Genomic DNA, 21,776 nt, shown 5'->3' with positions numbered 1-21,776 from the left:
GATGTGTGGAATCGTCGGATACGCAGGCGACAATGAGGCGCTTCCAGTGGTCGCGAGCGGCCTGAAGAACCTCGAGTACCGCGGCTACGACTCCGCGGGTGTGGCCTTGCTCGACGGCGACATCGACGTGTTCAAGAGTTCGGGTGAAATCGACGATCTGACGCTGCCGGACAACCACGATGCCTCGGTCGGCGTCGGTCACACCCGCTGGAGCACGCACGGGAAGCCGACTGACGCGAACGCCCACCCGCACACGGCCTGCTCAGGTGACATCGCTGTCGTCCACAACGGTATCATCGACAACTATGAGGCCCTGAAGGCGGCCCTCGTCGAGGACGGCCACGAGTTTCTCAGTGAGACCGACACGGAGGTTGTCCCGCACTTGCTCGAAGAACGCTACGACGACGAGAATCTAATTGCGGCCGTCGAAGACGTCGTGAATCAACTTGACGGGAGCTTCGCACTCGCGGTCACCGCCGTCGGATACGACGGTATTGTGGTCGCGCGAAAGGACAGCCCGCTCGTCGTGGGCGTCTCGCCGACCCGGAACTTCGTGGCCAGCGACGTCACTGCGTTCCTTGAGCACACTCAGGACGTGGTCTTCTTGGAGGACGGCGACGTCGCCGCAGTGACGAGAGACAGCGTCGATGTTCGCAACGGTGGCGAGCAGGTGACCAGAGAGACGCGGACGGTCGACTGGGAGGCTGATAGCGCTGGGAAGGCGGGCTACGATCACTACATGCTGAAAGAGATCCACGAGCAGCCCCAGGCGCTCCGACAGACGATTTCGGGGCGACTGGACGTCGCGCGCGGAACTGTGGACCTCGACCTCGACCTCCCCGAGAACTACCTGAAGAGCCTGGAAGAGATCCAGATTGTCGCCTGTGGGACGTCGTATCACGCGGGGCTCTACGCGAGACGGCTCCTCGAAGAGTACGCCGATGTCCGGTGTTCAGTCGAAGTCGCGAGCGAGTACGAGTTCACGGGCGGCCGTGACCCGTGGCGGACGCTCGTCGTTGCCGTCACGCAGAGCGGCGAGACTGCAGATACGCTGAGAGCGATGCGAAAGGCCGACGCGGCCGGTGCACGCACGCTTGCCGTGACGAACACGGTTGGCAGCACGGCCGCCCGCGAGGCGAATGACGTCGTCTACATCAGGGCGGGTCCAGAGATTGGCGTGGCTGCGACGAAGACGTTCGCCGCGCAGGTTACGACTCTCTCGATGTTGACGGTCGCAATCGGGCTTGAGCGCGGAGCACTTGCAGGGGACCGGGCGAGCACACTCTTGCATAACGTCAGAGGGCTCCCCGGGGCGGTCCAGCAAGCGCTGGACGACGCCGACCGTGTCCGAGAGACGGCGAGCGAGTTGGCGGACAGTGAGGCATTTTTCTTCATCGGTCGCCGCCTCGGCATGCCAGTCTCTCTGGAGGGCGCACTCAAGCTCAAGGAGATTAGCTACGTGCACGCCGAGGGCTTCGCTGGCGGTGAACTGAAACACGGGACGCTTGCTCTGGTAACCGAGGATACCCCAGTGCTCGCCACACTAACCGACGGTGCGAACCCGCAAGAGACGCTCAACAACGTCAAAGAGGTCCAGTCGCGGGGCGCACCTGTTGTCGGAATTTCCTCAATAGACGCTGCTGAATCGTACCTCGATGTTGGCTTTGCTGTCCCAGAGTTAGGTGAACTGGAGCCGCTAGTTGCGAATGTCTACCTCCAGTTGTTCGCGTACCATGTTGCGGACACGCTGGGACGGGACATCGACAAACCGCGTAACTTGGCGAAGAGCGTCACGGTGGAGTAACATGCGAGTGCTCGTAGCGGGCGTGGGATCTATCGGACGCCGTCATCTTCGTCTCCTCAGAGAGCATCAAGAAGTAACGGACATCGTCGCGTACCGCCGCTCTGTAGTAGGGGATATCGATGGAGTCAACGAGTTCGACGATATTGATGAGGTTCTCGATTTAGATCCAGATGTAGCTTTCATAACTAACCCGACTCACCTTCACGTCAAAACCGCAATTAGGTGTGCCCGTGCGGGGTGTGATATATTCATCGAGAAACCGCTATCGAACGACCGCGAAGGGGTTGACGAACTCTGCTCTCTGGCGGTGGAACGGGATTTAGTAACGATGGTTGGGTGCCAACTTCGGTTTACGCCAATTCTCGACTTTGTCAACGAGCTCATCGCCAACAAAGAGTTGGGCAGTGTCCTATCTTTTGAGGCGTACTCCGGTTCGTACCTTCCGGATTGGCGTCCAAACCAAGATTATCGTGAGTCGTACAGCGCCGACCCAGACGCTGGGGGTGGAGCGGTTCTGGATTTAATCCACGAAATTGACTACACTCACTGGTTGTTTGGTCCCTTTGACGAAATTTGTGGCCGGGTCGGACGAGTTAGTTCGCTAAAAATAGACTCCGAGGACACTGCCCTGATGACACTTCGTTCCAACCAAGTCCTCGGTTCAATTCATGTAGACTATTGTCGGCCGGTCCCTCGGCGAACACTTGAGGTGGTTTTCGATGAGGGCGTCGTGACTGCGGACTTCATCGAACAGACAGTAACGGTAGAAGGCCGAGATGGAGGTAAGAAAGAATCCTTCAACTACGAGAGAGACGAGATATTTCGCCGGCAACTGAACCACTTCTTCAAATCGGTTGACCAACGTAAATCGACGTTCAACGATGTACAGGAAGGAAAAGAGGTATTGAACTTGGCACTCAAGGCGAAGTCAAGTCACAGATGACAGACGTACTCTGCACTATCTGCGCTCGCAGTGGATCTAAAGGCGTCCCGCGGAAAAACATCCGCGAGGTTGGTGGAAAACCCTTAATTGCTCATTCTATCGAACAGGCCCTCGCATGGGACCGTGCTAACGAAGTCGTTGTTTCTACTGATGACGACGAGATTCGAACCATCGCCAATGAATATGGCGCTTCTGCACCGTTTCTCCGGCCCGAGAAGCTTTCAACGGACGAAGCTGCAAAAGTCCCGGTCATCCAACACGCACTTACGGAGACAGAAAAGCGAGAAAGAAAAGAGTACGACTACATCGTTGACATCGACGCGACTGCACCACTTCGGGATGTTACGGATATCGAGGATTGTTTTCAGGTGGCCCTCGAAGACAGTGTTTCAAACGCGTACACGGTGACCGATGCGGACAAGAATCCGTACTTCAACTTGGTGGAACTCGACGAAGATGACTACGCCCACCTCTCTAAGGAACTACCGGACGACGTAATTCGGCGTCAGGAAGCTCCCCCTGTGTACGCGATGAACGCGTCCGTATACGTTTACGAACGCGACTTCTTAGTGCGTACAGACACCGTTCACGGAGAACGCACAAAAGTGTCAATAATGCCGCGGGAACGGTCTGTTGATATCGATACACCACTTGACTTACGTTTCGTCGAATTCCTCATGGAGTGCAAGGATGTGTGACCGCTTCACCCTGAACGGGCAGACAGCAATCGTCACTGGAGGTGCCGGCTTGCTTGGCGCGGAGACGTGTGCTGTGCTCGGAGAATACGGTGCGAACGTGATTGTCGCGGATAACAACCGGGGGCGTGGTACGGCTGTAGAAGAGCGTCTCGGAGACTGGGCTGAATTTCGGCATCTCGACATAACCGACGAGGACTCAATAAAGAATCTTGTGCACGAAGTGGACGCAGATTTCGAGGGTATCGACGCACTCGTAAACTGTGCGTACCCACGGACGGAAACGTACGGCCAGCAGTTTGAGGACGTGACGTTGCGTGAGTGGAACGAGAACCTCTCAATGCACCTTGGCGGGTATTATGCCACCTGCCATCATGTCGCGAAAGAGATGATCGAACGAGATGCAGGAGGATGCATCGTGAACCTCGGTTCGATTTACGGCGTTCGTGCACCCGACTTCTCAGTGTATGACGGAACAGATATGACTACCCCCGTCGAATACGCGGGAATCAAAGGCGGCGTAATCAACCTCACCCGATATCTCGCCTCATACCTCGGCGACCATGGTATTCGAGCGAACACAGTCAGTCCTGGCGGTGTGTTCAACGATCAAAAGGAACGATTCGTCAGAAACTACGAGGAACGCACACCCCTTGGACGGATGGCGGAACCAGAAGACGTGGCGAACACAATCCTCTACTTAGTGTCTGATGCTGCCTCGTACGTCACCGGACAAAATATCGTCGTAGATGGGGGGTTTAGCATACAGTGAACGAGTTAAAATTTCAATCCGAAAGTATTGAGCGATGAAAGTAATTTACTGCGCGGGTGAACTTGGTCGAACGATTCTGGACTCTATCAGACGAACTACAGGATTGGAGGACATCGCCTTCATCGACGACGATGAATCGCTACACGGGGATGTCGTCGCTGGTATCCCGGTCCTCGGCAGCATGAGTGGGGTCCGCAGTGATGGAACGCTCATTATCGGCTATGGAGCGAACACGGAGACACGGGCGGGGCTCGTTGAGAACGCCGAGGAAGAAGGATGGGGGTTTTTTTCGCTAGTAGACCGCGACACGACGACTGCAGCGTCCGTTTCTGTCGGCGAAGGAGTTTACGTTAATGGCCAGTGCTATCTTGGACCCGGGGCAAAGCTTGGAGATCACTCTCTCGTGGATAGTTGCGTGAACATTTCGCACGACGTGGTCATCAGTGAAGGTGCTGTCGTTACGCCGGGCGCCACACTTGCTGGGAACGTCACCGTCGGAGAGAAGGCGTACATCGGTCCGAACGCGACGGTATTGAAGCAACGAACAGTCGGAGAGAACGCAGTTGTCGGGGCTGGTGCGGTCGTCACTGACGACGTGGCACCTGGCGAGACAGTCGTTGGAGTACCTGCGCGCCCGATTAGTTGAATCAGTATGTTATCTGTTTCTCAAGTAGACGAGCACCTAGTTCGACTGAGGAGAGTCGGTCAGCGATAGTGTCTCCCGCACCGCCGTAGTCGTACGGGTTCGAAGTCCGCTCTGCACGCGCCTGCGCCGATTCATCCAACGCGTTGGCAACCGCATCTCGAATTGCTTTCTCGTCGTGTTTGCAGGAGACCGTGTTCTCCGCACGTTCTCTTTCGGCTTGCCTCGGGCCGACGTCGACGACAGGTAAACCGAGAGACGGTGCTTCGATGATTCCCGAACTGGAATTTCCAACCAGGACATCCGCCAAGTCTAGAAGAGCGAGATATTCACACCGCGGCAAGTTTTCGAACACCCACACGTTCTCCTGGTCCTCGACTGACTCGATTTCAGAGACTATGTCTGCTCTACCCGCGTCGGAGTTCGGGTGAATGAATATGAGCTGTGCGTCGAAAGATTGGATTGCCTGCAGCGTCTGACGCATCTGTCGACCGGCATCTCCCGGAGCGCGGGTGAGTGGATGCTGGACGACCAGAATCGTGGACTGTTCGGTGTCTAATCCGTACCCCTTTGCGAGTGCCTCTGGGTCTTCGTACCGATCATCGGTTATCCGGTCTAATCCTGGCGCCCCAACGGTTGTTACACGCCACGGCTCCTCACCTAGCCGCTCAATTCGGGTGGCGCTCGCTTTCGAGGCGGGGAAGTGCAAGTGGGAAAATTTCGTGAGGGCGTGCCGAATACTCTCGTCGATGGTCGCACCTTTCGCCGCGTCACCACCGTGAATATGGGCGACGGGCGTGTTCATGTGAGCACTTGCCAGTGCAGCGGCTAGTGGTTCGTCTCGGTCGCCCAACACCAACACGATGTCGGGGTCCAATAATTCGAATGTGTCGACGAACGCTTGCACGCCGACACCGAGCGATTTCGCCATCGCGGCACCGGTATCTCCCTCAACGAGCATTCTCGGCGTTGCATTCACCTCGAAGCCGTCAGCTCGTATCTCGTCGATGGTGGAACCGTAGCGGTCCGATAGGTGCATGCCCGTGGCGACCACCTGTAACTCGAGGTCGGCGTGGTCCCGGATGGCCTGCATCGACGACCTCAGCAGACCATATTCTGCACGCGTTCCCGTGACGACCGCTATGCGACGTTGATTCTCACTCATTGCTTCCCGAAATGTGCTCCGGTGAGCGGGTCGTCTGGAGAAGCTGGTTTCACGAGCCTGCGTCCGACTACCCACTCAAACTCTGTCGGCGGAAGTCCCGTCGGTGGCCGTTTAATCGCTACGTCTGATTTCGTAATTCTGTCCCCCGCCTCCAGTCGGTTCGCTGCGAACAAGCCTTTTCGCGAGACGTTCCGCGTCTCCTCCTCTGCAGGTGTCGGCTGTTTGGTGCCATCACCAAGTACGTCAGTCGCATCACGAACTAAGCTCACAGCACGAGTCAGCTCGTCGGGTTCGAGTGATGTTGTTTGGTCGGGGCCAGAGAGCGCCCGGTCCAGAGTGAAGTGCTTCTCCACGATGCGTGCACCTGCGGTGACCGAGAGTGCCGGCATCTCAACCGCAGTTGTGTGGTCGGAGAACCCAATCGGTACTCCGAATTCGTCGGCTAGCGTATCGATCGCTCTGAGGTTCACCTCCGCTAATGGTGTCGGGTACGCCGAGACACAGTGGAGCAGGGCAACTGGAACGTCTGGGTTTACGTCTTTAATCGTCTGAAACGCACTCCGGACCTCGTCAATCGAGCTCATGCCAGTGCTGACAATCATCGGTCGTCCGTAGGACGCGATTTGCCGGAGGAGTGGATGATTCGTCAGATCGCCAGAACCGACCTTGTAGGCGCCGACTTCGAGTGATTCCAGGAACGAGGCAGTCTCGAACCCGAACGGCGTGGAGAGAAATTCGATGCCTCGTTCTCCGCAATACTTCATCAGAGACTCGTGCGCTTCCGTGTCTAACTCTAAATCCGCGAGCAGTTCGTGTTGGCTCTGTCCTTCAGTTGCGTCCTCTTGGTATTCGGCAGTGGGGGCGGAATCTGTGACGATTTCGTCTGCCCGAAACGTTTGGAACTTCACGGCGTCTGCACCCGCATCCGCCGCTGCGTCTACCAATCTGCGTGCGAGAGACAAGTCACCGTTGTGGTTGACGCCAGCCTCGGCGATGAAGTAGGCCGAGTCTGATTCTGAAGACCAATCCCCGATTTCCATACAGTAAGTAACACCGTCACATGTAATTAGTCTGTTCACGCGAACAGGACGCCGATTCGAACACTATAACAGCCTTCGAGTGTGTTAACCCGCGTATAAACCAATGAGCGAGACTACCAATCGTTCACTCGCCGGAAATCAGGTGCTCGTCACCGGCGGTTGTGGATCTATCGGGTCAAAGATCGTCTCGAAGCTGTTGGAGACCGAGGCTGAGACGGTGAGGGTCCTCGATACCGACGAGGAGGCACTGTTCGCTCTCAAGCAGGAACATACGGACAACCGTCTCCGGTTTTTATTGGGGGACATCCGGGACAGAAACCGCCTCAAGATGGCCATTGAGGATATTGATGTTGTGTTTCACGCCGCGGCGTTAAAACATGTTGAGTTGAACGAATACAATCCGTTCGAAACGGTTCAAACGAACGTTCAGGGCACGCAGAACCTCATCCGCGCAGCCCTCGAAGAGTCGGTCGACTCGTTCGTCGCAGTAAGCACCGATAAAGCCTCCAATCCGGCCTCTGTGATGGGGGCAACGAAACTACTGTCCGAACGACTCGTTACCGCCGCAAACACGTACAAGGGGGAACGGAACACGTCTTTCGCGTGCGTCAGGTTCGGGAACGTCCTCGGTTCCAGCGGGTCAGTGATTCCGGTGTTCATGGAACAGATCGAGGACGGTGGCCCCGTCACAGTTACCGACCCCGAGATGACGAGGTTCATCATGCCGACGGAGAAAGCCGTCGAGTTGGTCTTCCGAGCACAGGAGCGCATGCGAGGGGGAGAAGTGTTCGTACTGAAGATGCCGGGAATCCGCGTTGGAACTCTTGCAGATGCCATGATAGCGGAATACGCGCCCCGAGCAGGCTACGAACCTGGTGAGATTGAGCGCGAGATCATCGGGGCCCGACCGGGTGAACGAACCCACGAAAAACTGATCTCAGAGGACGAACTCCAGTACGCCAGAGAATTAGAGGAGATGTACGTGATTTTCCCTCAAATCGACCTCCCGAGCTATCGCCAGGAAGACTACGAAAAGGAACCCCCCGTAGACGAAGAGTACACCTCAGAGAACTCCAACCTGTTAGGTGAATCCGAGATTGTCGAGCTTATCGAAGAAATGGATACCATCGCTACGATAGGAACATGAGTGACATCCCTCTCTTCGAGATACCCTGGGACGAGAACGACATTAGCAACGTCGTGGAGTCGGTGAGTCGCGGTAGTTACTGGGCGAAGGGCCCGTACGTGGATGAGTTTGAGTCCAAACTTGCCGAGTATTTTGACGTCGAACATGCACTGGTCGTGAATTCGGGAACGACTGCACTCGAATGTCTCCTTCGTGCGTACGACATCGGAGAGGGGGACGAAGTTCTCGTTCCCTCGTTCACCTTCATCGCAACCGCAAACGTGGTAGAACTATTGGGGGCAGAACCAGTGTTTGTCGACATCGAACGTGAGACCCTGGGTATGGACCCCAAGGACGCACGTAAGAAACTCACGGACGACACTGCCATGATTCTCCCGATACATTGCTACGGGAGTGCGTGCCTCGTTGAAGACCTAACTGACTTGGCAAACGAAGCGGGTGTGCCGCTCGTTGAGGATGCGGCCGAAGCCTTCGGTGCCATCGCCGGCGGGCAGAAAGTAGGCACATTTGGCGACGCAGCGGCCCTCAGCTTCTGTCAGAACAAAATCCTTCCGACCGGTGAAGGTGGCGCAATACTCACGGAAGATGACACCATCGCGAGACGGGTCGCACAGTATCGGTCCCACGGTCGCGAGCCGAATTCGAACTACTTCCAATCTGCTGATAGCGGCCAGTACACTACAACAGGTTCGAACTATCGAATGCCTGACGTAGTGGCTGCCCTCGGTTGTTCGCAGTTCGAGAAGGTAGGCGAACTCGTAGACTCGCGCCGTGAAGTCGCAGAGACCTACAACAACAGTTTAGGCGAGCTAGACGGGGTTGTGCCTGTTCGGGGGAGAAATTCCGGTAGTAACCAGCACGTCTTCCAACTGTACTCTGTACTATTCGATAATGAGTCAGTTCGAACCTCTGTCGTCGACGAGTTAGAACGTAGGGGCATAGCATGCAAGATATATTGGGATCCGCCAGTGCACCAGACAGAAGTGTACAAAAACGGAGAACATCCTGCACTCCCGACTACCGAGGATGTGTCCAGCCGTGTGCTCTCGCTCCCCATGTACGCAGGGCTACCAGAGCGACAGATACTCCGAGTCGTTGACGGCGTAGAAGCGGCCGTGAAAACAGCCTAAGGGATAGGGGTGCGTTCAGCACAACGGTTATGTAGAGTGGCTGTGTAGCAACTCCAAATGTCGGTTCCCACTTCGCAATTGGCAACTCAGCTCAGGAAAGACGGTGTCGTTTCGTACGAAGGGTTCTGGGATGCGGAACGGTGTGACCGTGTCCGTAAGGAGATCGAATCGGTTCTGGGAGGAGACGGATTGACAGTTTCAAACGAACACGACTCCTACGAGGAACTGGCGAGCGCAGAAGAAGCCATTCTGTTGGACCGGTCGGGTACAGCTGACGAGGGGATGATTGACATTTTCAATATTGATTACGCTGTGGACGACGTGCGAGAGTACAAGACAAACCCAGACATTCTCGAAATCATCAATCGAGCAACTGGAAACGAGTACAGTGTGGACAATTCTAATGCGTACGTCAACAAGTCTGTCACAAGCACCCGTGGATTCCATGCAGACACATACAGTGGGAAATTCAAGTCATTCGTCTACTTGACAGATGTTCCCGATGAGAGTTACGGTCCGTTCTCGTACGTGAAGGGGAGCCACGACAAGTCGAAGCTACAGCAAACGACTAATTCACTAATCAACCGTGTCAAAGGGAACCGGTCTACCGATGCTCGGAACGTTGAAGAATCCGAAATTACGAAATTCACAGCTGAGAAAGGAACGTTGATTATCGGCAACCAAGCTGGATATCACCGCGGCTGGCCACAGGAGGAGGGGTACGAGCGTATGTTAATAACGAACTCGTACACATCGGCCTAATCGCTCCTTGGGCGGCGTCAAGTCGTAAAGTAGCAATTTCAACACTATAAATGAAAATTCCCCTACACAATCCATCCATCGGTGAGACAGAAGTAAGCAACGTTGTGTCAGTTCTTGAGTCCGCCGAAATAAAAGGCGGTGGCAAATTTGACTCGGAGTGTGCACGATTTCTTGAAGACCGCTTTGGGACAGCGCGCGCGATGATGACGACTTCGTGTACCCACTCGCTGGAGATGGCAGCGATTTTGATGGATATTGGACCCCAAGATACGGTCGTCGTCCCTTCGTACACATTCACTTCGACTGCGACTGCCTTCGCCCTCCACGGCGCAAATATAGAGTTCTGTGACGTGGACCCAGATTCGTTAAATATGGATCCCGATTCGCTACGTGAGACGATTACTGAGGACACAGCGGCAGTCGTTCCAGTTCACTATGGAGGGGTGGCGTGCGAGATGGATGAGATCACAGCTATCGCAGATGACCACGACGCTCTCGTAGTCGAAGACGCCGCACAGGCACTCAACGCCTCGTACAAAGGAGAGCCGCTCGGGACGGTCGGCGATATTGGTTGTTTCAGCTTCCACGGGACCAAGAGTTACGTCGCAGGGGAAGGCGGCGCGATATTTTTGAACGACGAGTCGTTCATCGATAGAGCCGAAAAAATTCGGCAGAAGGGAACGAACTACGAGGCATTCAGACGTGGAGAGGTGGACCGATACACGTGGGTCGATGCTGGATCAAGTTACGTCCCGTCTGAGCTCCAAACGGCATTGCTTCGAGCGCAACTTGAGCGAATAGACGAGATAACAAGCGTGCAGAAAGGCGTTCACGATAGGTACGTTTCTGAACTGAAACCTCTGGAGAGAGAAGGACTACTTGAACTGCCGACAATTCCGGCGCACGCCGACCCGAACTACCATCTGTTCCCGGTTCTGGCCCGGACCGAGAGCGAGAGAGAGGCACTCGTCACCCACTTGCGAGAAGAGGGCGTTGAAGCAGCGTCACACTACGAACCCCTTCATACCTCACCGTACGGGCGAGAGTACGGTTACCAGAAAGGTGATTTGCCAGAAACCGAGTCCGTATCGAAGCGTCTACTCAGGCTCCCGATTCACACGGCCGTCTCGGACACAGATGTAGACGCTATTGGTGAGTCTATCTACGAGTTCTACGAAAGTGCGACGCCGGAACTGGAGGGGCCAACAGACGGAATCGATTAATACCCCACGACGCCACATGTGATTGATGGCATGTATTCTGAAACTTCCGGATGATTCTAAGGGCGTCCTCGTCTTCACCACGGTCGAACATGACAGTGTGTACCATCCAAAACAACATAGGCAGCTACTGGAGTCACTGAAGGACGACTGGATACTCGGGCTACACTACAATGGACCGAAAAAGAATCACCCCGAGATTTACGATTTTGCGGTTACCGGACTGAACTTCGTTGAGGACCTGAACGGTGCTCCACTTGTTAATGTTGACGCGGGAAAACTCGCGCCGCCGTGCTTCAAGTCAGACGGCCGTGAGAAACACTGGGATGTTTTGTACGTCGGTCGATGTACGCGAAGGAAGAACGTCGAATTCTTCTTCAACGTAGTCAAGAAATTATTTGAACAGGGGTACGACTATCGGATTCTCTTGATAGTGACTGTGCCGGAGAAGAAGCGTGAACGGGTCCCATCTAATCCTAGCGATATGTACCTAGATATGTTTACTGAAGAAGAACGCAATATTTTCACTTACCTGCCGCTGTACCACGACTCCCCGTTCCCGTTTGACCGCGAGACGCTGGCCGAGTTCTACAAAAGCTCCAGGGTCTACGTCCATCCTTCCGATGCCGAGGGGGGTCGTGCTCGGAACATCGGGTACGCTTGGGCGTCTGAGATGCCAGTCGTTGGGCTGAACATGTACCACCCAGATCTCGACGAGAAGGGATTGAGGGCTCCTCCGTACTACTACGAGGCCGAAGATTACACCGATATTCCGGAGAAGGTTGTGGGTGCGGTCGAAATGTGTAGAGAAGGAGACCCCGACCTCAGTGCGGCCAGAGAATCATTCTCGGTAGTGCATTCAACAGAGAACCTGAAAGCGGATCTAAGGGACGTATTTCGGAGACTCGACGAACCGTTCAGCGATAACGGGTTCTTCTTCGATAATCTCGACATCAGAATCGCTCGTCACCACGGGATGGAAACTGCAAACAAGAACCGGTTCGAGTGCTCGTTTGGAGCGTTCTTGAAGCAGTTACGGGCGACCGATGAGGTCGCTCAAGTGATTACGAGCGAAGACCCAGAAGTAGACGTTGCCGAAGAACTGTTCGGACGAACTAACAGTATCGCCGACGAGGGTGAAGATAGCGGTGACGTTACACTTCCGACACCCGCGTCGGAGAGGACCACGCCAGTTGTCTCTCTCCTGAAAGCGAGTAACCTCTACGGCACCGCGAGAAGGATACATGACAATTCCCGACTTGTCAAACGATTGTACCGGTACTTCTACCCCTAATCACGCTAGCCGTTGGTGTCAAAGATACTACTACTCGATGTATCCCAAATCCTGCAATTGACTCCGCGTTTCGTCTGACATCCGGGTGAGATGTGATCCCTCGTTCGCAGTGCCTGTGCTCAGGAACTCTCGGGCAGTCGCGAGCAACTCTGTTCTCCGCTCGTCACCAATGGAATCTACTTGGTTGATGTAAGTGCCACTCCTGACCGATTGGATCTCGTAGTACTCCTCGCAAACCAAGTTTTCGAGTGCTTCGGGGTCGGGACGGTCAGGATGGTTCTCCTCACACGTGAATATACCCTTCCACCCGCCGATTTCGACGCTGACGTTGTAGTAGTCGGACCCGATTCGTTCAGCTATTCGCGGCCGATTAGACTCACCGCGCTGGATCGGCAGACCCTCGCACTCGTCTGGTACGTCTGAACCGACGAATTTCGCGATAGTCGGCAGTATATCGATGAAATCGACATCGTCCCGTACTGGCCAAGATTCTGTCTCTGGCGGTTTGACTGCCATGAACGGGCGAATATTGTCGTCGTTCAGACTATTGTGGCCGTAGAAGCCACGCTCCCCGAACTCTTCGCCGTGGTCTCCGAGAATGATGACAAGAGCATCCTCAAAGAGACCACGATTCTTCAAGGTTCGAAGGAAGGTCGAAACCTGCGCGTCAACGAACTCAACACAGGCATCGTACATTTCGAGCACGCGTTGGTATTCCGCATCGTGGTCCCGTGGTTCTCTGTGAATCCAGTCCAGATAGTCGCCTGTTGTGTCCCTGAAACTGCTGCTTAGGTCAATGTTCTCTGGCCGGTTCTCGGCCGGGGGAACATACGGCCAGTGCGGCGGGAATATGTGCCAAAAGTAGAATAGGTTCGTGAACCCCTTGGCCGCGTCTTCGTTGACCCACCGGTTGACTGTCGATGTCGCATCTCGAAGGCCGTTGTCAGCACTGAGGTAGTGAGTCTCATTAGCTGTACACTCGAATCGGTCGAAGCCGTCCCCGAAGCCGAGTTCTGGACGGAGGTAACGGGAGGTGGTGATTGCGGAAGACTTGTATCCCTGTTCGGACATAATCTTCCCGATAGTTGGCAACGAGGGATCAATTTTCGCGATCTGTGACCCAGTGCTTCCGATGTTCGAGTGGACTCCAGGATAGGTCCCAGTGAACATCGAAGCGTGCGACGGCGGTGTCCAACACCCCTGTGTCCTGGGCTCTTCCGGAAAGTACGCAGACCCGCCGAGCTCGTCAATCAGATTTGGGAGGTTTTCGCGCGCATCGTGACGAAGGGAGTCGATTGAGATTAGGAAGACCGGCGTAGCGTTCGCGTTCGGGATAGCCGGTTTGGTGAGCCTAGGGCAATGCTCATTCGGAGAAATCCGCTTTAGCGTGTCTGAGAGTGGATTGGTATTGTAGTCAACTTCGACTTTGGCTCTCGTCGTCGGGTCCTCCAGTTGAATCGAAACTGGGACAGTCGGTTCTTGTTTGACCCCTGTATCGATGGTACAGACTTTCTCCCCCGAATCGTACTTACAGGTAATGGTCAGTGATTTTACGTTATCGGTGCCTATAATCTTGAATTCGAGGGATTCGAAGTCACTCTTGGACTCAACTTCGAATTCGTCTCCCGACACCGAGGGATAGTGAACTCGATCGTCGTCGTTCAGCGTAATATACTCGATTTCCGGGGCCTGGGTCAACCCAGATGGGGAATACGAGTACCGTGCGTTGATACTCGGTGGTAGCGAGGCGTTCCGCCGATAGTTGGATATGTAATCAGTGACTTTTCCATACTCTCCCTGAGAGAGGTAGTATAACGCTTTTCGGATTTTCGAGGAAGATTGCATATGCCACCCTTAAGGAATTGGCGTACTTAGCTAACCGGGTGTTCAGTGAACTCAGGTGAGAAGATTCGTACGAGGTACCAGAAATATCAACGGGATGTCATCGAGTGGAGCCGGCGAGCGGTATCTAAGACCCCGAGACGTCGCGCGACCAGACCACCATAGTACTCGATTTGGTCTTTCTTTACCTGAATATCGAAACTGAGTTCGGCTGAATATTCAATGTCGTCGTCGTCGTGTCGTGACCGCCAGTAACTCTGAACGGGCGCACGCGCGTGCTGTGAGTCTGGACATTTTTGTGCGCAGTAGTGAATGTTCGCACGCGGATGTTCGGTGAGGACGTGTTCAATACCGTCCGTACGGTAAATGTCGTGGTCGTAGTCCCTGACACGGACGTTGTATCGGGAGCGTGGGTTTGTGTCTGCGATGCCCGCACCAATGACGTTGTAGCCGCTCGCTCTGTAGTAGTCGTGATAGAACGTCGGGGAAATCTGGTAGAACCCGTGATCGAGCATCCCGTTCGTGGGATTCACGTGGTAGGCGATGCCGCCATCGGAGAGGAGGCGGTGAATGTTCTTGAGGGCACTGTCAAGGTTGTAGACGTGTTCAAGCGTCCCCGTGTCGTAAACGAGGTCAGCCACACCACAGTGTTCGTCGTCTAACGAGTCCTCACTGAGGTTTTGAACAATGCCCGCGCCCTGATAGTCGTCGATATCGAGGACGCGAAAGTCCGGAAAGCCGATAGCCTCAAAGAACGCTCGTACTTCGAGTTCGCCGTCCGGGTGGTTCCTAATCGTGTCAGGAACTTCGATATCGAGGGCAGCTGCTTTCCTAGTGTAGTCTTCGTATGTGACGAGGGTGTGGGGGTTGCCGAGGCACACCACCGTCTCGGTGTCTTCAAGCTCATTGGCAACTCGGGTGAGTAGAAGTGCACACGTGGTAGTAAGGCCCATACACGGTACTGTGCGGCACCCGGTATACACTTTCGCAGATTGGACAGCGGTAGTGTCGGCCCCCAGACATCAGGGCATTTTCGATTCCGCCCTTGCACACGTTTCAGGCACTGTGCTTGAAGTTGGCGTCCTCACTCTCGGAAACTAGACAATCTCTAGAATTTGGGCGTGGAGTCAAATATAATAAATATTATTATTTCAAGTTTGTATCCACGGGCGATTCAGGCGTCGGTTGTTGTATGATTGGGGTAGTTCGACTCGGTCCGTCGGATAGCTTTTGTGCCCACGACTATTCCGGGCGAGTATGCCGTCTGTAGCCGTTCTTGGAATGAATCGGTTCGGTGAGCAGGTGTACAATTACCTCATCGAACACGAGGACACGACTGTGCTGGGGGCGTTTACTGAGCCGAGCCAGTACGAGTGTATCGAGAAGCTAGAGCCGGATTTTCTAGTGTCTGCAGGCTTTGACCACATTATTCCGCCAGAAGTCCTCCAAATCCCGGACTCAGGAGCTATCAACCTTCACCCCTCTTACTTACCGCACAACAAGGGGGTCAACCCCGATGTTTGGAGCATCATCGAAGACCGGCCAGCCGGCGTCTCGATACACTATATGACCCCCGAGGTAGATGCAGGAGACCTCATCGCTCGGGAGCGAGTCGACGTGGAACCAAGTGACACGGGAAGGTCGCTCCGGAAGCGCCTCGACCGCCGAATTGTCGAATTGTTCGAAGAATCCTGGGAGGACATTTACAACGAGACCGTTCAAGCGGAGCCACAGGACTACGAGAAGGGGAACATCAACACCAGCGACGAATTCGGGGCGGTCTGTGAACTCAACCTCAGTGAGGAGGCCCGAATCGGTGATGTCATAGATACGCTTCGTGCACTCACGTTCCCCCCTTACTACAATGCGTACTTCGAACAGGACGGTGAACGGTACTATGTCCGGGTCTCAATTGAGCCAGAGAGCGAGATATCGACACAGGACCAGGAGTGGGACACGCCGACGCTGTTCTAGTCACGCCGCTGCGGGTCGTCCCGTGAGTCACTCCTTGTCGCGATGGTCATCGCGCACGTGCTTCGACGCTTGAAAAACGCCTTCAGGAGTCCCAGCGTCGAACCACTCGCTGGATATCATCTCGTAATCGAGCGTGCCTTCAACGGCGTACTGGTTATTGATATCCGAGATCTCATATTCCCCGCGCTCGGAGGGTTCAAGCGATTCGATACGGTCGAAGACCTCAGTGGTGTAAACGTAGAGGCCGATAACCGCGAGATTGGATTCGGGCGAATCTGGCTTCTCTCGGATTTCAGTCACCTCGCCATCTGCTGTAGATGCGACGCCGTAAGCTGCGGGACGATCAACTTCTTTGACGAAGATTTTCGCATCGGCGTCCGAGGTAGGGAATGACTGAATCTCGTCGGACAAATCGTCGAATAAGATGTTGTCGCCGAGAACGACGGCAAACGAATCGTCCACGAAGCCTTTTGCCAGTTGAACGGCGTCTGCAATCCCTTTCGCCTCCGTTTGAACTTTGTAGCTAAAGTCCGCATCGAAGTCTCGTTCGAGGAGCTGTATATACTTGCCAATGTGCTCGGAGTTGCTTATGACGAGAATCTCGTCGATCTCACTCTCGACGAGCGTTTCGACGGGGTAGTAAATCATTGGCTTGTCGTATATTGGGATGACGTGTTTGTTGACCACGTGCGTCATCGGTCGTAGTCGAGTACCGGAACCCCCAGCGAGGATAACGCCTTTCATGAGTTGGGGTTTCTTGGGAGCCACTCTTTAGCATTTCGCTCTCCTCACCGTCGATGCTTGGCCCAAACGTACTGCTCCTACCGCTAATCAAATTTCCCGACGAAAACCTCATGGCCACCCACTGAGTTGCTCAAACCGTGCAAACCAAATCGGTACTCCTGACCGGTGGTGCTGGGTTCATCGGCTCGAATTTCGCCCACCAGGCAGTAGCGGCGTTCGACGAGGTTCACGTGCTGGACAAGTTAACATATGCTGGCTCTCCAGACAACCTGACTTCGATACGAGACGAGATTAACTTCGTTGAAGGAGACATTTCCGACCGGGAGATGTTAGGGCAGTTGTACGAGAAAGTTGATTACGTGATTAACTTCGCGGCTGAATCTCACGTCGATCGTAGTATATCGGGTGGTGAGAAGTTTATCGAGACAAACACTCTCGGGGCGTACGTCGCCATGGACGCGCTTCGGGACGCGAGCGTCGAGCGTTTCATTCAGATATCGACAGACGAGGTTTATGGCAGTATCGCGGACGGGGCGTTCACTGAAGGTGATAGATTAAATCCGAGCTCCCCCTATTCGGCGAGTAAAGCGAGTACAGACCTGTTCGTGAACGCGATGTGGGAAACCTACGGGCTCCCGATCACAATAGTTCGCCCAACTAACGTGTTTGGTCCGAGACAGCACCCCGAGAAGTTGATTCCCAAGTTCACGCTCCGCGCGATGGAAGGGAAGCAACTCCCCGTGTATGGGGACGGACAGAACGTTCGCCAGTGGCTCTACGTCACGGACTTGTGCGATGCATTGCTCGACGTTCTAGACAGTGGCCGCGATACAGTGTACAACGTAGCCGGCATGAGCAAAGAGTCCAATCTGGATGTTGTCGAGGCTATCCTAGACCGAACCAGTGCGTCCCAGGACCTGGTTGAATTCGTGGAGGACCGCAAAGGGCACGACTATCGGTACGCACTATCTGGAACCAAAATCAGTGAGGAGTTCGACTTCGAACCAACAGTGAATTTTCAAGAAGGGATGACGCAGACGGTCTCTTGGTATCGTGAGAATGCCGACCGCTTCGAGTCTACGTAGACTAGAACACTCACCGACATTGTTCGGATACACTATGACCAGAACTCAGTCGTGACTGTTGTGGACAGCGTTCTCAGGTTCGGTTACTTCCTGAGGTCGTCGAAGACTTCACAAGCTTTTTCGACTGAGTTGCTCTCGAAGTAGTAGCTTTGGTCGAACTGAGGACTTGCGGTACCGAGGCTGCTCGCGAGCTCATCAGTTGTTGAAATTTTTGTTGCGGCGTTTTCATCGACGAGTGGCTCCATCACCTCTGCGTCCGGACAGTCGTATATGAACGTTTGCAGGTCAAATGCCAGCCCTTCATAGATAGCCGTCGACCCAACACCGATCTGCGCAGACGCTTCTGAGAATAGCCGATAGAGGTTCTTTCCATCCTCTACCACTTCAAGTTCCGTGGTTTCGAGCCACGGATATTCGGTCCGCCACCGGTCGTACTCCCCTGGATGTAACTTATAAATTATATCGTAATCGGCATTTGGATGCTGGTTTAGTTCAACTGCGAACTTCGACAGAGTCCGTCCGACCGTGCCCTGGGAGATGAAAATTAACTTGTCGGTTGCTTCTGCATCGGAGTATTTTCCGATAGATTGTTCCAAGAAGGGGTATCCAACCGGGATAACGTGGCTCTCAGGAACCGGGAAGTCAACTGACTGTTTCCAGAAATCACCGAACGCCAAGAAGTAGTCTGGGAACGTCGTTTTCGTCCGCGGCCCCGGGAACGAGTACCCGAAGTGGTGTTTAGAGACCACACCGTGCTGGAGCTCCGCGACTGGCACGTCTTGTGACTTGCAGGCTTCGATGAGCGTCTCACGACCGTAGCTCACGACTACAACCACAAGTTCGGGGTCGACTCGCTTCACCAGTCGCTTGTAGAGCGGGAGTTTTGCACGTCGCTCGTGGAGGACTTTTTTGACTTTTGCCACCAAATCGATGTCCGCATCAAACCGGGAAAGAAGAGCTTTTCTGGCACGCTCTAACGTATCCTTCGTCTTCGGTGGGATCACCGGAGAGTTGATCTTCAGTACGCGTTGAATGTTGCTCACTTGCTCAATGAGGTCGAGATATCGGAGATTCGCCGTTCGTGGCGGTGAAGCGTGAGATAGCATATGATCTTTCTCAAAGTGGGTGAAATCGTAGCTACCCGCCTCGTGAATTGGGTCACAGTATATGTCCCACCAGTACCCGTCGTCCAACTGTTTCCTCCTGTGGTGCCCGACGAACAACAAGTCCGATTCCTCAGAGAAGTATGGGTTCTTGATTACGAGATTTCGTAGTAAGAGACTGGTTCCTCGCGCGTAGTCCCGCCAATCATTACCAACAGCCGTATGTGCCCGCCCGGTTCCATTTTGCCTCCGAATCTCTTGGAAAACTTCGAAGCGAATCCGCTCCCAGACTGGTACCTCACGAACCTGTAGGTCGAACAGAGATTGTTCGAGTTCGAACTTCTCGAAGGCTGTTGGGGCAGCTTTCATGTGAACCAGATACCACTACCGGTGATTCAGAGTTCCGCTCATCAGGCGCTCTGAGAACTGATGGTTGATGGAAAGATATTGGTGTTTCGAATTACGTTACAAACTCTGTCTCCGTCTGTGAGTTCTCAACCGCGTACACAGGAGCAGAAGTGATTTGCTCCTGTCGGTTTGAGGGCATCACGGAACCAACAGCTATGACTGAGGTAGGAAACCAGCCCACATCAGTGGACCTGATAATTCCCGTTTACAACGATTCCACAGGAATTCGTGAAACCTTGAGCTCAGTCACTGAGTTGTCTTCTAAGGCGGTGGAGTTGCGAGTGTTTGTGGTGGACAACGGGTCTAGCGACGAGACACCAACCGTGTCGATGGAATTAGCTGAAGACCACGAGTTCGTAAATGTGCTTATAGAGGACGAGATTCAGGGCTCCTACGCTGCTCGGAATGCGGGTATCAGAAACTCGAATGGTGAGGTGATTGTGTTTCTTGACGCTGACGAACGCGTCCCGCCGAACTTCGTGGAGAACGTTCTTTCTACGGTAGAAACCCAGAACGTTTCGTATCTGGGCTGTAACGTCGAAGTCTGTAATTCAGCGCCAGGTATTACTGCAAAATACAACCAGCAAAATGCATTCCCCGTTGAACAGTACCTGAGCCAAGAGCACTACGCTCCAACCTGTGCGTTGGTAGTGCGACGCGAAGTTTTTGAGGACGTCGGACTGTTCGACGCTCGACTGATCTCTGGCGGCGACCGGGAGTTCGGTGAGCGCGTCCACGAGGCAGGCTACAAACAGGGCTACGCGGAGGACGCAACCGTCTACCACCCAGCCCGAACATCCTTCGAGTCGCTCGCGAAGAAGAACTTCCGCGTCGGGCGCGGATTCTGCCAAAAACAACGGTACTACCCGGAGCGTTACGGCAATCCGGGCATCCCGCCGAAGCCCAATGGTCCGAGTGGCGGCGACGACGGGGACGAACCGGATTCCATCTTCACTCGGCTCGCGTTCATGTTCCTCTCGGTCGCGATGCTGGCCTGCAGAGGGGTGGGCTACTACTACGAGTTCTTCTTCGGCGAGGGGCGGGACGACATCCCAGCGCCTACGAGTTAGCCTTCTCGACGAGGTCCGGTGTTGCCATGGCGTATACGTACCCGAGTCCCACAGCCGCCGTGAACACAAAAATTGCCACGAGCTGCTGCAACCGCACCAGCGACGGCGACCGAGCCAGATTCTTCACACGTTTCGGCACGAATCTAGTCAACAGCTGCCTCAGGTAGCTGCTCTTGTTGTCCTCTGCATCGGGATACAGCAGGTCCATGACGCGCTTGGAGTACCCCTGCCAGAACGATCGGAACACCAGCCAGCCGAATTCGCCGCGGTAGTCGAATAGTTTGTGGTGGACTCGTGCGTCCCGCGTGAACACCATCCCGCGACCGTACTCCTCTCGCAGTCGGATGCCAACAGGCGCTTCGTGTGCCTGCAGGTGCTTGTCGCCCTTCCGGCCGGTGTTCGGGTCGTACCCGCCGACTTCCAGGAACTGCTCCCGTCGGTACGAGATGTTCGAGCCGTACGTGTTCCGAACTTCCTCGCCGTCCTCCGCGAAGCCGAGTTCGACACACCCGACGAGCCAGTAGAACTCGGCGGGGAAGAAGTCGGGTTTCTCGGTCTGCCAGTCGGGGACGACGTCGCCGCCGACGGCGATAGCGTCTGTCTCCTCGTACACCTTGACGAGCCGTGCCACCCACTCTTCTTCGGCAGTCGCGTCGTCGTCGATGAACGCGACGACATCTCCGCTCGCGAGTTCGGCACCCTTCGTGCGGCTATACGAGATGCCCTGATTTTCGTCGTTACAGTGGAGGACGACGTTCTCCTCGTCACCGAAGTCCTCGCGGACGCGCTCGAAGACGTCGTCGTTGCCGTCGACGACGAGGACGACTTCGAGGTCGCCGTGAGTCTGGGCGAGCACGCTCTCGACGGCTTCGGAGAAGGGACCGTAGCGGTCCATCGAGTACGTGCAGACGACGACTGAGACCTTCATCACCGGG

At 54.8% G+C, this 21,776-nt stretch carries 20 protein-coding genes; 13 read left to right on the top strand and 7 right to left on the bottom strand.

Annotation, left to right across the window (positions count from 1 at the left end; all coding sequences use genetic code 11):
• The first annotated feature begins 1 nt into the window (after position 1).
• Genes glmS through BMW35_RS01695 form a run of 5 tightly spaced genes read left to right on the top strand, consistent with a single transcriptional unit; the run spans position 2 to position 4,860 of the window.
• A complete protein-coding gene (glmS, locus tag BMW35_RS01715; RefSeq protein WP_089667466.1) occupies positions 2–1,804 on the top strand; it encodes a glutamine--fructose-6-phosphate transaminase (isomerizing) in 1,803 nt (600 codons plus the stop codon).
• A 1-nt stretch (position 1,805) separates the two neighbouring features.
• The gene (locus BMW35_RS01710) at positions 1,806–2,747 is read left to right on the top strand and encodes a Gfo/Idh/MocA family protein (protein ID WP_177170751.1); all 942 of its coding nucleotides are present in this window, start codon (positions 1,806–1,808) and stop codon (positions 2,745–2,747) included.
• Positions 2,744–3,445, top strand: a complete 702-nt coding sequence (locus tag BMW35_RS01705) for an acylneuraminate cytidylyltransferase family protein (protein ID WP_089667461.1) — start codon at positions 2,744–2,746, stop codon at positions 3,443–3,445. Before BMW35_RS01710 ends, BMW35_RS01705 begins: the two co-directional genes overlap by 4 nt.
• Positions 3,438–4,214 carry an oxidoreductase gene (locus BMW35_RS01700; RefSeq protein ID WP_089667460.1) on the top strand — a complete coding sequence of 259 codons (777 nt, stop codon included), beginning with the start codon at positions 3,438–3,440 and terminating at the stop codon, positions 4,212–4,214. The genes BMW35_RS01705 and BMW35_RS01700 overlap by 8 nt, the downstream gene beginning before the upstream one ends.
• Before the next feature lie 34 nt (positions 4,215–4,248).
• Positions 4,249–4,860, top strand: coding sequence for a NeuD/PglB/VioB family sugar acetyltransferase (locus BMW35_RS01695; RefSeq protein WP_089667458.1), 612 nt, complete (start codon positions 4,249–4,251; stop codon positions 4,858–4,860).
• A gap of 1 nt (position 4,861) precedes the next feature.
• Here BMW35_RS01695 and neuC read toward each other — a convergent pair whose 3' ends face one another.
• On the bottom strand, positions 4,862–6,022 hold the full coding sequence (gene neuC, locus BMW35_RS01690) for a UDP-N-acetylglucosamine 2-epimerase (protein WP_089667456.1): 1,161 nt from the start codon (positions 6,020–6,022) through the stop codon (positions 4,862–4,864).
• Positions 6,019–7,062, bottom strand: coding sequence for an N-acetylneuraminate synthase (gene neuB / locus BMW35_RS01685; protein WP_089667454.1), 1,044 nt, complete (start codon positions 7,060–7,062; stop codon positions 6,019–6,021). Before neuB ends, neuC begins: the two co-directional genes overlap by 4 nt.
• A gap of 103 nt (positions 7,063–7,165) precedes the next feature.
• Between neuB and BMW35_RS01680 the strand changes: the two genes are divergently transcribed.
• From BMW35_RS01680 to BMW35_RS15210, 5 genes are read left to right on the top strand one after another with little or no spacing between them, the layout of a single operon-like run.
• Complete coding sequence (locus BMW35_RS01680; RefSeq protein WP_089667452.1) at positions 7,166–8,209, top strand: SDR family NAD(P)-dependent oxidoreductase; 1,044 nt, start codon at positions 7,166–7,168, stop codon at positions 8,207–8,209.
• Complete coding sequence (locus BMW35_RS01675) at positions 8,206–9,339, top strand: DegT/DnrJ/EryC1/StrS family aminotransferase (protein ID WP_089667449.1); 1,134 nt, start codon at positions 8,206–8,208, stop codon at positions 9,337–9,339. The genes BMW35_RS01680 and BMW35_RS01675 overlap by 4 nt, the downstream gene beginning before the upstream one ends.
• Before the next feature lie 57 nt (positions 9,340–9,396).
• Positions 9,397–10,101: a phytanoyl-CoA dioxygenase family protein gene (locus BMW35_RS15215; RefSeq protein ID WP_143052125.1), complete on the top strand. Its 705-nt coding sequence runs from the start codon at positions 9,397–9,399 to the stop codon at positions 10,099–10,101.
• Between the two features lie 50 nt (positions 10,102–10,151).
• Positions 10,152–11,324, top strand: a complete 1,173-nt coding sequence (gene rffA / locus BMW35_RS01670) for a dTDP-4-amino-4,6-dideoxygalactose transaminase (RefSeq protein ID WP_089667447.1) — start codon at positions 10,152–10,154, stop codon at positions 11,322–11,324.
• Positions 11,325–11,349: 25 nt separating this feature from the next.
• Positions 11,350–12,615, top strand: coding sequence for a glycosyltransferase (locus BMW35_RS15210; RefSeq protein WP_143052124.1), 1,266 nt, complete (start codon positions 11,350–11,352; stop codon positions 12,613–12,615).
• Between the two features lie 30 nt (positions 12,616–12,645).
• On the opposite strand, the gene BMW35_RS01660 is transcribed toward BMW35_RS15210, so the two are convergent.
• Both BMW35_RS01660 and BMW35_RS01655 read right to left on the bottom strand, forming a co-directional pair.
• Positions 12,646–14,460 carry a sulfatase-like hydrolase/transferase gene (locus BMW35_RS01660; RefSeq protein ID WP_089667443.1) on the bottom strand — a complete coding sequence of 605 codons (1,815 nt, stop codon included), beginning with the start codon at positions 14,458–14,460 and terminating at the stop codon, positions 12,646–12,648.
• An 86-nt stretch (positions 14,461–14,546) separates the two neighbouring features.
• On the bottom strand, positions 14,547–15,410 hold the full coding sequence (locus BMW35_RS01655; protein ID WP_089667441.1) for a class I SAM-dependent methyltransferase: 864 nt from the start codon (positions 15,408–15,410) through the stop codon (positions 14,547–14,549).
• A 304-nt stretch (positions 15,411–15,714) separates the two neighbouring features.
• Here BMW35_RS01655 and BMW35_RS01650 point away from each other — a divergent pair, with 304 nt between their 5' ends.
• Positions 15,715–16,431, top strand: coding sequence for a methionyl-tRNA formyltransferase (locus BMW35_RS01650; RefSeq protein WP_089667440.1), 717 nt, complete (start codon positions 15,715–15,717; stop codon positions 16,429–16,431).
• A 27-nt stretch (positions 16,432–16,458) separates the two neighbouring features.
• On the opposite strand, the gene BMW35_RS01645 is transcribed toward BMW35_RS01650, so the two are convergent.
• Entirely contained in the window at positions 16,459–17,175 is a 717-nt protein-coding gene (locus BMW35_RS01645; RefSeq protein WP_089667438.1) for a sugar nucleotidyltransferase, read from the bottom strand.
• 137 nt (positions 17,176–17,312) lie between these two features.
• Here BMW35_RS01645 and rfbB point away from each other — a divergent pair, with 137 nt between their 5' ends.
• Positions 17,313–18,260: a dTDP-glucose 4,6-dehydratase gene (rfbB, locus tag BMW35_RS01640; RefSeq protein WP_089667436.1), complete on the top strand. Its 948-nt coding sequence runs from the start codon at positions 17,313–17,315 to the stop codon at positions 18,258–18,260.
• Between the two features lie 83 nt (positions 18,261–18,343).
• On the opposite strand, the gene BMW35_RS01635 is transcribed toward rfbB, so the two are convergent.
• Positions 18,344–19,732 carry a hypothetical protein gene (locus BMW35_RS01635; RefSeq protein ID WP_089667435.1) on the bottom strand — a complete coding sequence of 463 codons (1,389 nt, stop codon included), beginning with the start codon at positions 19,730–19,732 and terminating at the stop codon, positions 18,344–18,346.
• A 224-nt stretch (positions 19,733–19,956) separates the two neighbouring features.
• Between BMW35_RS01635 and BMW35_RS01630 the strand changes: the two genes are divergently transcribed.
• Positions 19,957–20,841 carry a glycosyltransferase family 2 protein gene (locus tag BMW35_RS01630; protein ID WP_245708113.1) on the top strand — a complete coding sequence of 295 codons (885 nt, stop codon included), beginning with the start codon at positions 19,957–19,959 and terminating at the stop codon, positions 20,839–20,841.
• Here BMW35_RS01630 and aglG read toward each other — a convergent pair.
• The gene (gene aglG, locus BMW35_RS01625; RefSeq protein ID WP_089667431.1) at positions 20,831–21,769 is read right to left on the bottom strand and encodes a glucosyl-dolichyl phosphate glucuronosyltransferase; all 939 of its coding nucleotides are present in this window, start codon (positions 21,767–21,769) and stop codon (positions 20,831–20,833) included. The genes BMW35_RS01630 and aglG overlap by 11 nt on opposite strands.
• Positions 21,770–21,776 lie beyond the last annotated feature (7 nt).

The sequence above is a fragment of the Halobacterium jilantaiense genome, assembly GCF_900110535.1.
GTDB lineage: Archaea > Halobacteriota > Halobacteria > Halobacteriales > Halobacteriaceae > Halobacterium > Halobacterium jilantaiense.
Note: the sequence above shows the minus strand (reverse complement) of the source record. Positions and strands in the feature narration are given on the sequence as shown.

Excerpts from the sequence above, each read along its gene's own strand:
- glmS (WP_089667466.1), top strand. The coding sequence starts at position 2 with ATGTGTGGAATCGTCGGATACGCAGGCGACAATGAGGCGCTTCCAGTG.
- BMW35_RS01710 (WP_177170751.1), top strand. The coding sequence starts at position 1,806 with ATGCGAGTGCTCGTAGCGGGCGTGGGATCTATCGGACGCCGTCATCTT.
- BMW35_RS01705 (WP_089667461.1), top strand. The coding sequence starts at position 2,744 with ATGACAGACGTACTCTGCACTATCTGCGCTCGCAGTGGATCTAAAGGC.
- BMW35_RS01700 (WP_089667460.1), top strand. The coding sequence starts at position 3,438 with ATGTGTGACCGCTTCACCCTGAACGGGCAGACAGCAATCGTCACTGGA.
- BMW35_RS01695 (WP_089667458.1), top strand. The coding sequence starts at position 4,249 with ATGAAAGTAATTTACTGCGCGGGTGAACTTGGTCGAACGATTCTGGAC.
- neuC (WP_089667456.1), bottom strand. The coding sequence starts at position 6,022 with ATGAGTGAGAATCAACGTCGCATAGCGGTCGTCACGGGAACGCGTGCA.
- neuB (WP_089667454.1), bottom strand. The coding sequence starts at position 7,062 with ATGGAAATCGGGGATTGGTCTTCAGAATCAGACTCGGCCTACTTCATC.
- BMW35_RS01680 (WP_089667452.1), top strand. The coding sequence starts at position 7,166 with ATGAGCGAGACTACCAATCGTTCACTCGCCGGAAATCAGGTGCTCGTC.
- BMW35_RS01675 (WP_089667449.1), top strand. The coding sequence starts at position 8,206 with ATGAGTGACATCCCTCTCTTCGAGATACCCTGGGACGAGAACGACATT.
- BMW35_RS15215 (WP_143052125.1), top strand. The coding sequence starts at position 9,397 with ATGTCGGTTCCCACTTCGCAATTGGCAACTCAGCTCAGGAAAGACGGT.
- rffA (WP_089667447.1), top strand. The coding sequence starts at position 10,152 with ATGAAAATTCCCCTACACAATCCATCCATCGGTGAGACAGAAGTAAGC.
- BMW35_RS15210 (WP_143052124.1), top strand. The coding sequence starts at position 11,350 with ATGGCATGTATTCTGAAACTTCCGGATGATTCTAAGGGCGTCCTCGTC.
- BMW35_RS01660 (WP_089667443.1), bottom strand. The coding sequence starts at position 14,460 with ATGCAATCTTCCTCGAAAATCCGAAAAGCGTTATACTACCTCTCTCAG.
- BMW35_RS01655 (WP_089667441.1), bottom strand. The coding sequence starts at position 15,410 with ATGGGCCTTACTACCACGTGTGCACTTCTACTCACCCGAGTTGCCAAT.
- BMW35_RS01650 (WP_089667440.1), top strand. The coding sequence starts at position 15,715 with ATGCCGTCTGTAGCCGTTCTTGGAATGAATCGGTTCGGTGAGCAGGTG.
- BMW35_RS01645 (WP_089667438.1), bottom strand. The coding sequence starts at position 17,175 with ATGAAAGGCGTTATCCTCGCTGGGGGTTCCGGTACTCGACTACGACCG.
- BMW35_RS01635 (WP_089667435.1), bottom strand. The coding sequence starts at position 19,732 with ATGAAAGCTGCCCCAACAGCCTTCGAGAAGTTCGAACTCGAACAATCT.
- aglG (WP_089667431.1), bottom strand. The coding sequence starts at position 21,769 with ATGAAGGTCTCAGTCGTCGTCTGCACGTACTCGATGGACCGCTACGGT.